The sequence below is a fragment of the Tenacibaculum aquaeponti genome (assembly GCF_052084715.1).
Taxonomy (GTDB): domain Bacteria; phylum Bacteroidota; class Bacteroidia; order Flavobacteriales; family Flavobacteriaceae; genus Polaribacter.
The window spans coordinates 190,212-208,734 of the sequence record NZ_CP197288.1 but is presented as its reverse complement, the minus strand read 5'-3'; the positions used below and the strand labels follow the sequence as shown (position 1 = coordinate 208,734).

Below are 18,523 nucleotides of genomic sequence, written 5' to 3'. Positions count from 1 at the left end.
AACTTAATGCTTTGTTTTTAGAAAAAAACATTGTTAGAAACTTTGTTTGTTTGTAGTCTTAGTCTTTGCTACATTTGCTATATAATTCACAAGATCGAATGGAACATTTTATAGTATCGGCACGAAAATACAGACCTCAAAACTTTGAGGATGTTGTGGGTCAACAAGCGATTACCAATACGCTTGAAAATGCTATTAAAAATAACCATTTAGCTCAAGCTTTATTATTTACAGGTCCGCGTGGTGTTGGTAAAACATCGTGTGCGCGTATTTTAGCAAAACGTATTAATCAAGAAAGTTCAGATAGTGCAGATGAAGATTTTGCATTTAACATTTTCGAATTAGATGCGGCTTCAAATAACTCTGTAGATGATATTCGTAACCTAACCGATCAAGTTCGAATTCCACCTCAAACAGGAAAATATAAAGTTTATATTATTGATGAGGTACACATGTTGTCTCAAGCAGCTTTTAATGCTTTTTTAAAGACTTTAGAAGAACCACCTGCGCACGCTATTTTTATTTTAGCAACTACAGAGAAGCATAAAATTATTCCAACGATTTTATCACGTTGTCAGATTTTTGACTTTAAACGTATTGGTGTTTTAGATGCTAAAAATTACTTGAAAGTAATTTGTGAGCGCGAGAACATTACTGCAGATGATGATGCTTTACATATTATAGCTCAGAAAGCAGATGGAGCCATGCGTGATGCTTTATCAATCTTTGACCGTGTAGTTAGTTTTTCTGGAAATAATTTGACTCGTGAAGCTGTAACTCAGAACTTAAATGTTCTGGATTACGAAGTGTATTTTAACATGACGGATTTATTACTTGAAAATAAAATTCCTGAAGTGTTAATGGCTTATAATGAAGTATTAGCAAAAGGTTTTGAAGGACAACATTTTATTAGTGGATTGGCTTCGCACTTTAGAGATTTGTTAGTAGCCAAAGACGCTGCTACAATTCCGTTATTAGAAGTTGGAGATACTACCAAAAAGAAATATTTAGAACAAGCCAATAAGGCTGCTATGTCTTTCTTATTACCGGCTATTGATAAGGCAAATGATTGTGATTTAAAGTATAAAGCAAGTAAAAATCAACGATTGCTAGTTGAGCTGTGCTTAATGCAGATTGCCTCTATCAATTTTGATGGAGCAAAAAAAAAATAGCAACTTTATAATTCCTGCTACTTTCTTTACTTCGTTAGCTCCTACTAAAAAACAAGTGGCTGACGCAATTTCATCTGTACAACAATCTAAAGCTGTTCCTCCTCCACCAAAAACACCAGAAACAAAACCACAGGAGGAAAAAAAGCCTTCTATTAAAAATATTAAACGTAGAACTTCTGCACTTTCTTTTAAAGGATTAATGCAAAAGAAAGAAACTCAAGTTGTAGAAGTTGAAGAAGAAAACTACGATAATCACCCTAGAACTCCGTTTACGCAAGAGCAACTAGAAGAAGCTTGGAAGAAATACTATTTTAAATTACAGGAATTAGGAGAGAAAAACACAGCTTCTATCTTATTAGCAGGACAACCTAAATTGCATCAGAACTTTGAGGTTATTGTAACGCTTCCTAATACTTTAATGAAGAATCAACTTGAAAAAGGTAAACCTGCTTTATTAAAGTTTATTCGTGTACGTTTAAACAATTATGGACTTGCAATTAATATTAAAGTTAGTGAAACGGTAGAGAAGAAATTTGCTTATACTCCACAAGAAAAATACGCTAAGTTACGTGAGAAAAATCCACTTCTAGATAAGTTGAAACAGACGTTTGGATTAGATGTCTGACTTCGAGAACCTCAGTCACCGAGCTTCGACTAAACTCAGCCAGTAGGTTTCGAATTTTTAATTACAAGATCCCAAAAGTTCTAGAAGGGCCGTATTTAAAGTATGATATTATTTACAACTAAAAACTTTATATAAAAAATCCTGAAACTAGTTCAGGATTTTTTATATATTTTTATGCTTATTTATGCTGCGTTTCTGTGAGATTGACGGTATTTTAACCACTCTCCCACTCCTCCTAGTTTTTTTGCTTTATAGAAATTATTTTCTTTTCGGATACAATTTTCAATAGATGTGGTATCAACTGTGATAAATCCATATATAATCAACTTAAAAACAGCATCTTTTATTCCGTCGTAGCTAAACTCATCTTTGTGATTATTGTTCATCACTTCTGCAATAAAATGATCTATACTTGTGTATTTTTTTCTGTTAACTAGTGTTTTAAAAACGATTTCTTCCATATCTATTCCCCTTTTAATTATATATACAAAACTAATAGGCAACTACTTGATAAAAAATGTGATTTCTGCAGAAAAAAATGTGGATTTCCGTGGCTTCGAAAGCCTCAGCCACCGGACAATATAAAACAAAACCCCTTGAATTACTTCAAGGGGTTTTGTTATGAATATTTTTATTCTGTTACAATGTTTCTCCTACATATACTATTACATCATTTTCTTTGATGTCTTGAGGAGTCACTTCTGCTAAAATCTTAATTGTTTTATCTGATTTCAAAAACAATGGTACGGCTTTGTCTTTTTGTAGTATTGCTTCTATTTTCTCTGTAAAATCTTCTGAAGATGTAACTGTTAATTCATTCATTTTTGGAAAATCACGAACTGTTTCTGTTACATTAATAAAATCATCATTTGCCGTAAACAATACATCTGAATTCTCTAATTGTTTTGAAGCTACTTCTCTTGATGTCGCTAAACGATAAGCTCCCATTTCTCCATAGATATCAGAAAAACGTTCTAATGCGTATTTATTAATCACATCACTACCTGTCATAGCAATTAAATACCCCACATCATTTAATTCAACATTATTATCTAAATTATCATTATAAATATCAATATTAAATGCTTCCATTCCCATTTCTTTAGCTTGATTTACATAATCTTTGTTGCTATCTAATAGTATTACACGACGATTGTTTTTCTTTAAATAACTTGCTATTAAACGTGCAGATTTTGAAGCTCCAACAAACACAATTGCTTCTGACTTTTTTAAGAATACTCCAATCATTTTAGCTAACATTCTTGCCGTAGTTGCATTTAATAATACAGTTCCTAAAACAATCATGAATACTAAAGGTGTTATATATTCTGCTCCAGCCACACCTTGCTTCATTAACTTCGTTCCGAATAAAGATGCAATTCCCGCAGCAACAATACCTCTTGGACCAACCCAACTGATAAAGATTTTTTCGTTTAATTGTAATGTGGATTTGTGTGTACTTATGAATACTCCTAAAGGGCGTACAATAAAAACTACTAAGGCAAATAGTAATACTGTTTTCCAGTTTAAAATTAGTTGCAACTCAGACATTTTCATGTTTGCAGCTAACAAAATAAATAGAATTGAAATTAATAAAACAGTAAGTGATTCTTTGAAATATAATAATTCATCGAAACTTTTTAATTTACTGTTGGCAATTACCATTCCCATCACTACTACTGCTAACAATCCTGATTCGTGTGCTAATAAATCTGATAATACAAAAACTAAAAGTACCGTAGACAAGGATACTACATTTAATAGGTAATGAGGTACAAATTTTCTATTTACAATAAAGATCAACCCTTTAGCAAATACAAAACCTAAAGTAGAACCAAATAGTACAATTTTAAAGAATTCAATTAGTGCTGTTTGTGTAAATCCACTATCGCCACCAACACTTATAAATTCAAAAACTAAAACGGCAACTAAAGCTCCAATTGGATCAATTAAAATTCCTTCCCACTTTAATACAGCAGCAACATCTTTCTTTAGCGGAATATTCCTTAAAATTGGAGAAATTACAGTTGGACCTGTCACAATGATTAATGAAGAAAATAACAAAGACATTTCCCAACTTAGATCAAAAATATATCTTGCGAAAATACCTGCTCCGAAAAAAGTAACCACAGAACCTAAAGTAATTAGTTTTGTAATTACTGGTCCTACATTCCTTATTTCACTCTTTTTTAGTGTTAAACCTCCTTCAAAAAGAATAATACTAATAGCTAGAGATACGAAATAGAATAAGCCTTCTCCAGGAAATAATCCTTTTTCACCATTCCATATTGGTTCTATCCATTTACTTCCATCGTTAAAAAACTCTGCGGCAAAAGGACCTACTAATAACCCGATTAAAATTAAAGGTAAAATGGCAGGTATTTTCAATTTCCATGCTACCCACTGTGCTAAAATTCCTAAAATGATAATTCCTGCTAATTCTAACATTTTTATTTAATTATTACTTGTAAATGTATACTATTTTTAGTTGATAATAAAACTTTGATGCAATTCTGTTGCTGATTGTTCAAGGGCTGTTTAAATTGATCTATTTATGTTATAATTAATGTGTTGATTTACTGATTTCTGACTTCGACTTAGCTCAGTCACCAGACTTCGATAAAACTCAGTCGCCAGGCTTTGACTAGGCTCTGCATCCAACTTTATACTACTATATTTTGATTGCAAAGGTCCCTGAGGTTCTCGAAGGGCCATATTGACTTCGATAAACTCAATCGCCAGGCTTTGACTAGGCTCTGCATCCAACTTTATACTACTATATTTTGATTGCAAAGGTCCCTGAGGTTCTCGAAGGGCCGTATTGACTTCGATAAACTCAGTCACCAGACTTCGACTTAGCTCAGTCAGCAAGTATAGACTAGAATTAATTCTATTTATACTTCATCAATAAATTTCGATGAAACGTTTGGCTTCGTTTCCATTATCGTCGATAACCATTATGGTGTGTTTTCCTTTTGAAGGTTGAATTGGTAATTCATGATATTCTTCAGTTACCTTCATAAAAGTATTGTCAATATACCAGTAAATTTTAGCTTCAGGATTACTATGTGTGAGTTTGACTAGAATTGGATTAATATCTCCGTTATTATCTTTAGTAAGAGACATTTTAGACTGAATAGTTGTTGGATATACAAAATCAATTGTATTTTTTTCTATGGTTGAACATCCTGCTTTTATCTCTGGTAATTTTTTGTATTCTGGATTTTTTTGTTTGTAATAGTAACTCATTAATGGAGGTAAAATAAACCAAGATTTTGTAATCATATTATTTACTGATTCACATTCTGAATTTACTCGGAAATTTTCATCACTATCTAACAATACTTCTTGATGATAAATACAAGATGCTCCTCTAACTCCATTCTTTGAAACTCTTCTTATTGTTGATGGACAAATTGGTAATGCAATACAACCACTTTGCTTACAAATAGCTACTTCTTTTAAATCTTCAAACGGTTCTAAAAACCAAGTCGCTTTCGGTAATACATCAAACACAGAAAACATTAACGGCGCTGCGCTTCCTACACCTGTTAAATCTGGTCGTCCTTCACCATCAGAATTTCCTACCCAAACACCTACCACATATTTCGATGTGGTTCCTATCGCCCAAGCATCTTTATTTCCAAAGCTTGTTCCTGTTTTCCAAGCTATTTTTTGAGAAGAATCGTAGTATTTCCATGCTTGATCTGATAATGGTCGATTTACATTCGTAAGTGTTTCTAAAGTAATAAATGCCGAACCTGCATCGATAATACTTTGATTCGCATTTACTTTTCCAAAATCAACTTTACTGGTATTCTGATAGACAGGATTTACAAACTCATTTTTATAATACTGATGCTTTAAGGTTTCATAATGATTTACCGTTCCTGCATAACCTGCAAAAATTTTACACAAATCCCACAAACTCGCCTCTGCCCCACCAAGAATTAATGACAATCCATAATAATCTGCTGATTTATTAATATGCGTAATATCGTATTCTTTTAAATGATCTCTAAATTTTTCTAATCCATATTCCTGTAACATTCGAACTGCTGGAATATTTAAAGATCGTGTTAAAGCTTCATCAGCGGGAACTGCACCATCGAAAGATAAATCGAAGTTTTTGGGAGTATAACCTGCAATTTCCGTCGGAATATCTTTTACTAATTGACTTGGTAATAACTCTCCTGATTGTAACATATGGGCGTATAAGAACGGTTTTAACGTGCTTCCTGTACTTCTAGGAGCTATGATATTATTTACATCTTTTTGATGTTTTTTATCTGTTGGTGAATTTCCTAAGTAAGCTAGTACTTTTCTTGTATCTACATCTAATACCAATACAGCTAAATTATGGACTTCATTTTGTCGCATTTGCTGATAATGCAACTTTGCTAAATTCTGAACTTGTTGTTGAAGTTCAATATTTACAGTGCTATGAATACGTTTTCCATTATGCTTCTTTTTTACTTCTTGAACAAAATGCGAAGCTAGATTAGGTAATTCATGTGGTTTTTGTGGTAATTCTTCTTCTATTGCTAATGTGTAGGTTAAACTATCGATTACTTCTTCTTGAAATAACTTTTTTAATAATCGATTTCGTTTCTTTTTTAACCGTAGTTGATTTTTTCCCGGATAAATTAAAGATGGAGCATTTGGTAACACTGCTAAAGTGGCACTTTCTGCCCAAGATAATTGATGTGGTTGTAAACCGTAATATCGCCAAGCTGCCATTTCTAATCCGACTACATTTCCGCCGAAAGGTGCATGAGAAGCATATAATTGAAGTATTTTTTCTTTAGAATATCGAAACTCTAATCGTGTAGCTAAAATCAGTTCTTTAAACTTTTCTATATAGGATCTTTGCTGATTTTTTCTTGATAAACGAATAACTTGTTGTGTTAATGTACTACCTCCTCGAACCACTCTTTTGGCTTTTAAGTTTTGACGTAGTGCTTTTACAATGGAAACAGGATTGAATCCGAAGTGTTTATAAAAATGTGCATCTTCGAACTGAATAATACAATGTTTAAATTTGGTAGGAACAGAATCTAATTCAGGAAAACGCCATTGACCATCACTTGCTATTGTTGCACCTAACAACTCCTTATTATTAGACGTAACCACAGTTGATGTTGGTGTATTAAACAGCTCTTTAGGTAAAGCAAAATAATACCAAATAAGAAGTATAAAGAAGATTATTTTAAACTTATGTTTACCTAAGATTTGCTTTATTTTATTCATCTGCAATTTTCTCTTTCTAAAAGATAATTATCTCTTTTATTTCACTGCAAATTAGATAAAAAGTTTTAGATATTATAGTCAAAATGAGTTAACGATACCTTTATTAAAGTCTTAACATTTTTAGAGCTATTATATGAAGTATTTTTAATTTATATTTTTACAACTCTAGTTTTAGAAAACTTATCATGCCATCCATGTTCTGATCTTCCTAAAAAGAAAAAGCTTCAAAAGGGACATATCTACATAAAGACCTTATTAGAATTATTTCATACAAAATAAATATAGAAATTATTTACGCCTCATTAATTTTTTTAATTTTGATATAGATTTGAATTTTGACTCCATGTTAAAGTAGTTTGATCTCTTACTGTAGATGGATTTTCTGGAACAGCTTTATAATAAGGATTACCAACATCGAATCCCATTGCTGTCAGTTTTACTTTTCCTCTGCTCATAATATCGATTTTTGTATAACCAAAAAATGTTGCTGATCCAGGACTTCCTGAATTTCCAGCGATTACTTGATAAGTGCCTTTATTGCCTGGTTGCATTCTTTGATAATCATGTACATGAGCTGATAACATTGCAACTACTTCATTCTCCTCTAATTTAGGCCACAAAATTGGGCCATCAGGTATTCCTTGATGATCTGTATGTGGTTTACCATTTACATAATATGGTTTATGACCCAGTACAAAAATATGTTCTATAGCTTTATCTTTTTTATAAGCTTCAACTTTTTTAATAATCCAATCTGTAGGAATTTGTCCTTCTAAACCATACGGATTTTCTTTAGTTGGTGTATTATAAGTATCTGTATTCATCACAATAAACCCAATATTCTTTCTTTTAAATGCAAATGTCATTTGATTGTTTATACTATCTTTTCCTTCTACATATATTCTATCTTTAGGCATAAAGTTACTCATATATTTCATCCAAATTTTAGTGGCTCCTTTTAATGGCCATTCATCATGTTTTGGTACATTGTAATCGTGCCAGTATAACATTTCATGATTTCCTGGAACTGCTACAGTTTCTATACCCGAAGTACTAATTGGACTAAAATTGGAGTTGTTGTATAGCTTTACCCAAGCTTTTAATTGACTATTTAAATTAATAGTATCGGTTTCAGCAAGCACCATATCACCAAGGAAAAACAAAAGTTCTGGTTTACGTTTTAAATTTGCGACCTCAGTCCATATCCTTTTCATGGCAGATAAATTTGCAGTAGACGCATTTGTAGCTGTAGTATCACCTTGTTGATGTCTATCAACACGATTACATCCAAAAAAAAACAAAACTATAAACAATAGAATCTTTATCTTTTTGAGCTTTTTCTATTAAATTTTTAGTTTGATTTCTCTTTTTAGAATTACAATTTACAATACATAATATTGTTAGTACCAAAGAAAGCAGCTTAATAATTTTCATAATAGTTTAGTTATTTTTTGGTATGAATTACATTCTTAAATCTACAATTATAGGTGTTTTTGAAGATGTTTCATTTACATATAATTGATCTTGTTTTACAAACTCTATAATTACAGTAACAAATTTCGAATCAAATTTAAAAATCGCATTCATTTTTTCTTTAATTATCTGAATATCTTCTTCTGAATTATTACAGTTAACCAATAAGAATTTCACCTCTGTTTGAAGTGTTGAAGGTATATTTAATTGAATTTGAAAACGATCTACATAATTATATAACCAATCGAAATCATTTAAAAAATAAGCTTCTGAATGTATTGAAAAAGATTTAGGCTCTCTCGACTTTAGAAGTAAAAATCGTTGTTCATTTTTATATACAACTCTACCTATATCTCCCATGAAGTAACGATATATAGGAAATCTTTTTCTGAGTAAATTTGTTACTATTACTTTTCCATTTCCATCGCAATCTGAATCTTCAATTTCAATAATTAAATCATCTAAAACTCTAAAATGCATATCAGGTTCAGTATAATTCCCCCAACCCCAAATTCCAGTTTCTGCAGAACCATAAAGTGATAAAATTTGTTTTACTCCAAAAACTTTTTGAAACAATTTTGCATGTGAAGGCATTAAAAACTCTCCTGCATATAAAACTTTATTTAAAGGAAATTCTAAATTATTTTCTAAAACATAATTCGCTAATCGCACTAATTTTGTTGGAGTTCCCATAGCTAAATTTGCTCCAAATTCAATAGCTGAATTATAAATAATATCATAATCTGAAGCAGCACTTAAAGATAAGGTAGTTGCTTCACAACGTTCTAAAATATCATCTAAAATACCTGCCGATCGATACATGTTTTTGTAGCTGAATAAGTTTAAAGCAATAGTTTCTGATGTAAATATTTTATCTTTAACTAACTCTTTAGCTAATTCATTTCTTTGATGTAAATTTTCTTTTATATCTACAGGAAACACAAGTGGTTTGGCTGAAGAACCTCCAGATCGTACCAAATACACTCCTTTCTTTTCATTCTTTACATTAAAGTTTTTCTCCAATACATTTCTCAAAATATGTTTTTCCATCGGTTGTACTTCTTCCCTTTTTAATTTTTCGTCATAAAAACCTTTAAATAAAGAAGATTTTTTTACCAAATTAAAATGTGCTGAAAGTTTTAAATGTTCCATAATAATTTAGAATTTGTGTAAAAAGAAATAGTGACATTGATTTAAAAACAATCGCTTGTAATGAAGGATAAATTTAAATTTTTCTGATCGAGATTCTAAGTTTGAAAGTGCGTGTTTAATCCAACGAGAGCTTACCACTCCTTTTAATCTTCTATCGAAATAATCTTTACTGTCTTTAAATCGTGTTAAAACAGGAGGAATATCTATATCAATCCAAGTTTTGTATTTCTTTCTAGAAGCACTGCCTTGCACAATTCTAACTTTCAAATAATTACCCATCAATAATCCTATATTAGTGTTTCCATGATTTAACATAGTTCTCATTACTCTATACCAATAATCTATACCTTGATAAAAAATATTTTCTTCTATATACTTTACCTTTTCACCTAACTTTCTCTTTATAATCACATTACTTCCTAATCCCATATAAAAATTATGAGAAGTTATTGTTTTTAATGGTTTTTTAAATGTATATAACTCTTGATTTAACTGTTCTAATTCTCGTTCTATTTTAGAAATTTTAGGATAAATTTGATAGGATGGAAACAATTGAATTCCTAAAATTAAAAAATCAATACTATGTTCTTGCATTGTACGTTCTGTAACCTTCAGTAAATTTTTATCATAAACATCATCTGCATCTAAAAAACTAATTACATCTCCTGTTGTTTGTTTAAACCCGATATTTCGTGCGTAACCTACACCTCTATTTTCTTCTAATCGAATAACTTCAACTTTTATATTAATTAGTCTATTAAAATTCTTCTTAAGAAAAGTCATTACTTCTTTTAAACTATCATCTGTACTCTTATCATCTACAATAATAATTTCGTAAGGTAGTTTTGTTTGATTTATTAAAGATTGTAAAGTATCTCTAACATAAGTTGCCTTATTGTATAATGGTATAACTACAGAAAACTTCATGTTTATTTTTTTATGGCACTTGGAAAAATACTTGCTCCACTATGAACGTTTATTATACTTTTAGTAGAACCTCTATATATTCCTGGGCCAAAAGTTTGTTCATTATATGAAAGTAACATTCCTACAATGTTTAATTTGTTAGTAGTATTATGTTCTGTAATTTGTATTTTTTTCTGATCTACAAACTGTTGAATCATGTAATTTTTCCATTCATTTTGTATCGTATTTTCCCATAATTCTTTACTACATTCTGCTTTTACATACATATCAATTCCTCTACCACCGCTACTTCTTTTTAACACCCAGTTTTCTGCTGATTTAGAAAATTCTTCTCTTTTCTTTGAAGTATCTAAAATAAAAGAAGGAATTAAAAACTGTTTTAAAAAACGATACTCTTTACAAGTCATATAATCCAACATTATTTCCTCATTGTATAATACTGATAATACTCTTTTATCATGCACTAAAATGATGCTTCTTATATCACTGATACAGCGTTCACTCTTTACAATAGCTTTTAAAACCTTCTTATCTATTGTTTTTAGCTCTTCTCTGTCTAATTCTAAAATAAATTGTGAGGTTTGTTCTCCTTTATATTCTAATTGATCGTTTACAAAACTTAATTGGCTTGGAGCAACATCTTGAATAGAAAAACCTCTTTTATTTAACTCTTCAAACAATAAGTAAGCTTCAGTTCCTTTCTCTTTATTATGCAAGTAAAAGATGTTTTTATCTATATTAAAGTTTTTAAAAATTTCAGAAATAAAATCTAACTGAAAACTCACAGGACTCCAATCGTTTTCTAATGTATGTAACTCCTTTAAAACTTGAGTTATATAATAACTTAACATCCATCCATTGATAGGATATCGACAACCAATTTCACAAATTTTTGCTTGTCCTTTATCATCGAAAATAATATCAGGACGATACATTCCTACCTCATAAGGAAAGCTATCTGCTAATTTTAAAATAGATACTAATTCTACATCCAACTGATAAATTTGTTGAATTCTTATATCTTTATTAAAGTTCGATACTATTTGTTGTAAAGCTTTATTTAATAATTTGGTTAATTCTTGATAGGATTCTAATTGATGATTTGTACTAAGTAATGGTGTATTTTTAAATACAGAGATATCATGTGAAAGTTCACCAACATAATTTTCTAATCGTTGTTTATATTCTCTAATTGATACTCCTTTTTTAGACAATGTACTTACTTGATTAGAATCATAAATTATATTATTAACCATAATTTATTTTTTAAAATTCATCTTAAACTGCGAATTCTGGTTCTAATTGTTTATGTAAAACGCTCATTACTTCTGATTTTAAACGTAAGTAATCTTCTACAATTTCTTGTAAATCATAATCTTCAATATTTACATTAAATGCCTTAGAATAAGATTGTACTGAAGCTACCGCATGGAAAAAATGATCTTTTTCTGTTGGGCCACAGTGTACTTGAATCCAAGCTAAAGATTTATCAATTTCGTCCGAAGATAAACGCCCTTCTTCTTCTAACCATTGACGGAATAATGGAATTATGAACTCTACTTCACCATGTGTGTATATTTCATGAACTAAAGTTGTTAATAAACCTATCATAATATCTTTATTTCGCAATGAATTTTTATCTTTCCAGGCTTTAAAATTAATAGCTTCTTGACTTAAAAAATCATTTGATAACCAAGAATCGTCACTAGCTATACTAGTTGCCATATCATAAAATAACTTTGAATGTAAAACTCTACCTACAACAGCTAAATCTTCATCTACAATTCGATTTAAACTCGATACAGCTCTAAATAAATCATACTCACTTGGTACTTCTTTATTCTTATGAATTAACATTGTCATACGATTACTTAGCCCGGCAACAGTCATTGCACTATTGTTGGTTTGACTCCAACTTTTAAAGAATAAGTTTAAAGCGTTTTGATCTTGTTTCTTTGCTGTTAAAGCTTTAAAAGAAGCTTCAATTTTTGCAAATTGCTCTTTTTGTAAAGGGAAATACTTTAAAAGTTGACTTTTCAAATGAGAAGCTTCCATTTGATCAATTACTGGTGTAATAATAGAAATTAAGTTCATACTGTTAAATTTTAAGATTAGAATGGTTATTGAATTGATTAAAAAGACATCAATTACATTCCAATTTTAAAATTTAATTCAGTTAATTATCTTGATTTTTCCTCAAACGTATTTAATTCAAGTACAAAAGTTTATATTTTAATCAAGAAATTTAAATATATAATTTATTTTCTTTTACTACTAACAACTTTAAATTCTTTCTTTTTACAAATGAGTTTTCTTTTTCAAAAAATTTTAATACATGTATAAATTGTTGAGTGAGATTTTAAAGTCTTATCTTTTTTTAAATTTCATTAATTTTTTTCTAACTAAAGGCAATTCTTAAGATTGAATAAGAAATAAAAAATGAAAATGTAAATTGAAAGCATAAAATAACAAATTGAAATAATTTTAGTATTGACCATAAACACCCCTTTTTTTTATTTTTTATAAAAAAACTTTGAATCCATTTAAGCCAATGTACATCAGAAAAATCCATGCTAAAAGAAGTAAATAGCAATATGAGACCTAGTAAACGCATTACCCAAAAAGCTAATGGAATAGAACAAATAATACTTAATACCACTATACTAGAGGTATTAATATTTAGTTGATTTGGTTCGAGAATAAAGGCTTTTTCACCAGCAAACCAACCTTTATAAAAGATAATTGTTATAAAGCATAGACTTATAATAATTGCAAGTAAATTTTCTGCAAGAATCCACCGATTAACCCAATTCATATCAGAATCAGTAAAAAGCTGATGAACAGATTTTTTAAAACTTTTTGGTGATTCATCCTTATCTAAGAGTTTGTTAATTGCCCATTTACAAATCCAATATATAATAAGGCTAATAAGAATGGCTAGTGATAGATATAAGAGTTTCATATTAAAATTAAATCTATTTATTTAATTATACTTTTCTTAAATTTTAAGCAACTTTTTATAATTATTTAAAAATAAGCATTTTTTTATCTGATTTCTTCGGTAAAACATTTCTACAAAGTAATTAACTTTTTAAGAAGTAGAGGAAATAACATACAACGGTTCTTGTATATTATGTTTGTTTCCCGAAAGTAACATATAGAACAAGATTATAGCATTAATCTAAATACTCATTTATTTCACTAAACTTCTAGCCTTATCAAAAAGATTTTTTCCTTTGTCTTTTAAATTCTCACCTGCTTTTTTAATTTCATCTGTAGAAGTATATGTGCTTAACTTATCTATAAATTCTTTTAAATTATTCACTACCAAAAATATTTCTTCTGTATGCGGTACATTGTTTTCTTTTAGTAATTTTTCCCAATTCACTTGAGATAAAATAGAAAACATATATTTTGTTGCTATTTTGCTTAAGAAAAATTTATCGTAAACTCCATTAAGTAATTTACCTGATTCTCTAGTCTTAATATAATTAATTGATTCTTCTATTTTTTCTTTCTCTTTGGTAGATAATAAAGAACTAGATTTTAATTTTGTTAAAGAAGCTATAGCTTTCTCTTTGTCTTCAGTTTTTAAGTATAAGAATGTTTCTATAGCCCAAGTGATTTCATTGTTAAGTCCGATTTCATTGGCATCATTTAAAAAAGCTTCAAAATCTTCTAATGCACGTTTTTCATCGATCTCGCGTTTCATCATTAATCTATCGAATCCTCTAAATAAATGATTCAACGCATGAAAACCTAAATGAGTTTGTTGGTTATTTAAGTTTCCCCATTGAAACATTGCTCGTGTATAGTGTAAATCGACATTTTGATTTTTATCTAACCAAGTTATATTCCTTGAAATCTCATCTTCAGAAAGGTAATAGAGTTTCTTTTCAAAAAATAAAAAACCTCTAAAATAACTTAGTAATGCTTTTAATTCTGAATCTGGTAAAATCTCCGGATTTGTTTTAGAACATTCATATAATGATACTTCTTTACCTAAATCTTTACTAAGAATTACAATTGCACTTAAAACAGAATGCTCTAAATTTTGAACTAATTCTTTTTGTTTTCCTGAAAAATATGGCTGCTGTTTTTGAATAGAATCTCCATAAGTAACTCGTAAAGCATCAACTATAGTTGGAAACATATCTTCATCTGTTTTGATAATGAAGTTTTCTATTTTTTTATAATCTCTGTAAATACTTACATAATCAAATAATGATAATTCATCTGGGGTTGATAAATCGTGTCGCATTAATCGTTTAGACACTTTATCTAAAAAAATTTTAAAAGATTGATATTCTTCTGAAATAGTATCTATTGTAACTGCAGATCGAATTGCTATTTTTCCAAATTTATAAGGAAAAACCTTATAAGAATTTAAGCTTTTTTCAAGCTCATTTTTATCTAAATTTAATAATTCTACATCAGTTTTTATTTCTGTTGAACAATTGACAATTATCATAACTACTAATGATAATAATAAGATCCTTTTCATATTACTTTTCTAGAATTATTAATAATAAAACTAATACAATAGTAATCATTTTATGATAAATGAGTGTTTTTATAACTGCAACTACTTTAATCATTAATACTTTTCACTTTAAACCACATATAAACGCACCTTAGTTGCTTTTTTAAATAAATGCACTCATTGATTATATCAATCTGTAAGCAAAAATTATCTCTTTATATCAATTTAATAACAACCTTTAACAAACAACAGGAAAAACACTAAAAATCAAATATATACATTAAAAACAATTCGTTAATTTTATGTTAATTAATTAACCCCAAAACCCTATTATTATGAAAAAACAATTTCTCATTGTATTTTTCTTATTGTCTATTGCGGCAATTTCTCAAGAAAACAAACCTTTTTATCGTGGAAAAATCTCTTCTGTAGAGTACGTTTCACCAATCGTATCTAGAACTGCAGATTTAGTTCCTTTTGTTGATGTACCAAAAGAAGCTAAAGACAAAAGATCTATGGGGAATATTATTATTCCTGGACAAGATCCTCAAAAGCAAGACGACTTTTTTAGAAGAAACAGACATCCTATGGAACAAAGTAGAAAAATGGCAAATGCTGGATTAGTATTTGATACCTATTCTTCTAGTTCACAACCTACCGATCCTTCTTTAGCTGTTGGTCCTAATCATGTTATGGTAGTATTTAATACTGGATTTATGATTTATGATAAACAAGGAAACGAATTGTTAGGAGAAACTGCTCCTAACCCAGCAATTTTCCCATCTGGTGGATGCTGTGATTTAACCGTATCTTATGATAATGCTGCCGACAGATGGGTATTATCTTTTTTAGGTGGTGGAGCTCAAATTGCAGTTTCTGATGGACCAAATCCACTAACTTCTGGATGGTATATTTATAATATTAGTCAAATTAATGATTATCAAAAGTTATCTATTTGGAGTGATGGGTATTATTTAACCGATAATACAAGTAGCTCTAACAGAGTTTGGGCATTAGAAAGAAATGCAATGCTACAGGGAGATACTAATGCAGGCATCTTAGGATTTGACTTACCCAACATTAAAACCAGTGGTTTTTATAGCCCGCAAGTATTAAATGTTACAGATAATAACTTACCGGCAACTGGTGGAGCAACTGTTGTTTATATGCAAGATAATGCTTGGTCTGGAGTTTCTACGGATCATGTAAAAGTTTGGACTATTGATGTTGATTGGAACAATACAGCTGCTTCAACAGTTTCTAACCCACAAGAAATTACTGTAACTCCTTTTATTGGTGTCTTTGATGGAGGAAGTTTCTCTAATTTACCACAACCAAATGGTGGACCGACAATTGATGCTTTACAAGCTACAATTATGAATCAAGCTCAATTTAGAAAATTCGCAACTCATAATTCTGCTGTTTTTAATTTTGTCGTAGACACTGATGCTTCTTCAGGAAAACTAGCAGGTGTGCGTTGGATGGAATTTCGTCAAACTGGCGATAATCAACCTTGGTCTTTATACCAAGAAGGAACATATAATGCTCCTGACGGAAGACATGCTTGGAATGCTAGTTTAGCCATGGATGCAAATGGAAATATTGGTATGGGATATACATCTTTATCTGGACCAACAACGACAACCACAACGAGAGTAAGTTCTTATTTCACAGGTAGATCAAATGGAGATCCTCTAGGTACAATGACAGCTGCAGAAGGATTAATCGCAAATGGTAATCAAAATATTCCAGGCACACGTTATGGTGATTATAGTAAAATTGATGTTGATCCATCAAATAATAGTACATTTTGGTATATAACAGAGTATATGAATGATGGAAGAAAAGGTGTGGTTGGTACATTTGAAATGCAACCTGCTGGACCACCTGATACAGAAGCTCCAACAGATCCTTCAAACTTAATTGTTTCAAATATTACTTCTAGTGGAGCTACGTTAAATTGGACTGCCGCTACTGATAACGTAGCAGTAGCTAGATATTTAATTTCTATAGATGGAAATCAAGTTGGAACTTCATCTAATACTTCTTTTGATGTAACAGGATTAACTCCTAACACGCAATACACTGCTGCTGTTATAGCACAGGATGCAGCTGGAAATAATTCAGGAAGTATAAATATTATATTTACCACAATTGATGGACCATTACCGTATTGTGATTCTACAGGAAATAATGTAAGCGATGAGTTTATAAGTAACGTTACTTTAAATACGATTAACAATAATTCTGGAGCACAAGGCTATTCTGATTTTTCTAGTATTTCTACTAATTTAAGTGAAGGACAAAGCTATACCATAACTATTACTCCTACTTGGACAGGAACTATTTACAATGAAGGTTATGCTGTTTGGATTGATTATAATAATAATGGTAATTTTGATGATTCTGGTGAATTAGTGTGGTCTAAAAACCCATCAACAGATGCAACTAATTCCGGAACTTTTACTATTCCTAACGGTACTTCTCAGACTTCTGTTAGAATGAGAGTTTCTATGAAATATAACGGTGTTCCTACTTCTTGTGAGACTTTTACCTATGGTGAAGTTGAGGATTATACTGTAAACTTAGAAACTGGAAACGGTGGTGGAGGATCATCTGGTGTTATTGCTGGGTTTAGCTTTGAAACTGGACTTGAAGGTTGGAGTGACCCAGGAAGTGATTGTGCTCGTGTAAATAATGCTACAAGATCTTATGATGGAAGTTTCTCTATGCGTTTACGAGATGATACTTCTACTTCGAATACTGTTTCTCCTGAATTAGATCTTTCTGGAAATAACGAAATAACTTTTGAGTTTTTTGCTTTCATTAATAGTTTTGAATCTGGTGAAAACTTCTTAGTTGAATTCTTTAACGGTTCTTCTTATCAAGTAATTGGTCAATATACTGTAGGTGTAGATTATAACAACGAAGAATTCTTTACCGATATTATCACTTTAGATGCTGCTAATTTTAACTTTACTACTGCAAACAGATTCCGTTTACGTTGTGATGCAAGTGGAAATGCTGATAGAGTTTATTTTGATCAAATTACAATTAGTGGAGACAATGTAAAAACTCCATTTGTGCCAGATACAAAAAGCGAAAATACTCCTCGTGAAGAATTATTAGACTTTACAAATAACTCATTAAAGAATATAAAACTTTATCCTAATCCAGCTGTGAATAGTTTAAATATTGAAATCTTAAACGGTAGCTTTAGTCAAGTAACTATTTATTCTATCACTGGACAAATAGTTTATACTTCTGATAAAGAAGTAAGCGAAAAAACAACTATTGATACTTCTCAGTTCGCAACCGGTTCTTATTTCGTGAAGTTTGTTTCGGATGGTAAAGCTGTTACAAAACGCTTCATAAAAAAATAATATAAATTTCTTAAAAAAAGCAAAGGTCACTCGAAATTGAGTGACCTTTTTTATTTTC

11 protein-coding genes and 1 pseudogene are annotated in these 18,523 nt (G+C 30.2%); 2 read left to right on the top strand and 10 right to left on the bottom strand.

What is annotated here, in order from left to right:
• Positions 1–98 precede the first annotated feature (98 nt).
• Positions 99–1,797, top strand: a pseudogene (gene dnaX / locus ACSIGC_RS00980) (DNA polymerase III subunit gamma/tau).
• Between the two features lie 182 nt (positions 1,798–1,979).
• On the opposite strand, the gene ACSIGC_RS00975 reads toward dnaX, so the two are convergent.
• From ACSIGC_RS00975 to ACSIGC_RS00930, 10 genes are all read right to left on the bottom strand, one after another.
• The gene (locus ACSIGC_RS00975; RefSeq protein ID WP_442266318.1) at positions 1,980–2,258 is read right to left on the bottom strand and encodes a hypothetical protein; all 279 of its coding nucleotides are present in this window, start codon (positions 2,256–2,258) and stop codon (positions 1,980–1,982) included.
• 178 nt (positions 2,259–2,436) lie between these two features.
• Positions 2,437–4,245 carry a cation:proton antiporter gene (locus tag ACSIGC_RS00970; RefSeq protein ID WP_442266317.1) on the bottom strand — a complete coding sequence of 603 codons (1,809 nt, stop codon included), beginning with the start codon at positions 4,243–4,245 and terminating at the stop codon, positions 2,437–2,439.
• A gap of 456 nt (positions 4,246–4,701) precedes the next feature.
• Complete coding sequence (gene pbpC, locus ACSIGC_RS00965) at positions 4,702–7,047, bottom strand: penicillin-binding protein 1C (RefSeq protein ID WP_442266316.1); 2,346 nt, start codon at positions 7,045–7,047, stop codon at positions 4,702–4,704.
• 311 nt (positions 7,048–7,358) lie between these two features.
• Complete coding sequence (locus ACSIGC_RS00960) at positions 7,359–8,360, bottom strand: metallophosphoesterase family protein (protein ID WP_442266315.1); 1,002 nt, start codon at positions 8,358–8,360, stop codon at positions 7,359–7,361.
• A gap of 148 nt (positions 8,361–8,508) precedes the next feature.
• Positions 8,509–9,672 carry a hypothetical protein gene (locus ACSIGC_RS00955; RefSeq protein WP_442266314.1) on the bottom strand — a complete coding sequence of 388 codons (1,164 nt, stop codon included), beginning with the start codon at positions 9,670–9,672 and terminating at the stop codon, positions 8,509–8,511.
• Between the two features lie 6 nt (positions 9,673–9,678).
• Positions 9,679–10,599: a glycosyltransferase family 2 protein gene (locus ACSIGC_RS00950; RefSeq protein ID WP_442266313.1), complete on the bottom strand. Its 921-nt coding sequence runs from the start codon at positions 10,597–10,599 to the stop codon at positions 9,679–9,681.
• Positions 10,600–10,601: 2 nt separating this feature from the next.
• Positions 10,602–11,855, bottom strand: coding sequence for a hypothetical protein (locus ACSIGC_RS00945; protein ID WP_442266312.1), 1,254 nt, complete (start codon positions 11,853–11,855; stop codon positions 10,602–10,604).
• A 22-nt stretch (positions 11,856–11,877) separates the two neighbouring features.
• Entirely contained in the window at positions 11,878–12,693 is an 816-nt protein-coding gene (locus ACSIGC_RS00940) for a hypothetical protein (RefSeq protein ID WP_442266311.1), read from the bottom strand.
• Positions 12,694–12,997: 304 nt separating this feature from the next.
• The gene (locus ACSIGC_RS00935; protein WP_442266310.1) at positions 12,998–13,561 is read right to left on the bottom strand and encodes a hypothetical protein; all 564 of its coding nucleotides are present in this window, start codon (positions 13,559–13,561) and stop codon (positions 12,998–13,000) included.
• A gap of 231 nt (positions 13,562–13,792) precedes the next feature.
• Positions 13,793–15,103 carry a short-chain dehydrogenase gene (locus ACSIGC_RS00930; RefSeq protein WP_442266309.1) on the bottom strand — a complete coding sequence of 437 codons (1,311 nt, stop codon included), beginning with the start codon at positions 15,101–15,103 and terminating at the stop codon, positions 13,793–13,795.
• 314 nt (positions 15,104–15,417) lie between these two features.
• Between ACSIGC_RS00930 and ACSIGC_RS00925 the strand changes: the two genes are divergently transcribed.
• A complete protein-coding gene (locus tag ACSIGC_RS00925; protein WP_442266308.1) occupies positions 15,418–18,465 on the top strand; it encodes a GEVED domain-containing protein in 3,048 nt (1,015 codons plus the stop codon).
• The last annotated feature ends 58 nt before the right edge of the window (positions 18,466–18,523 follow it).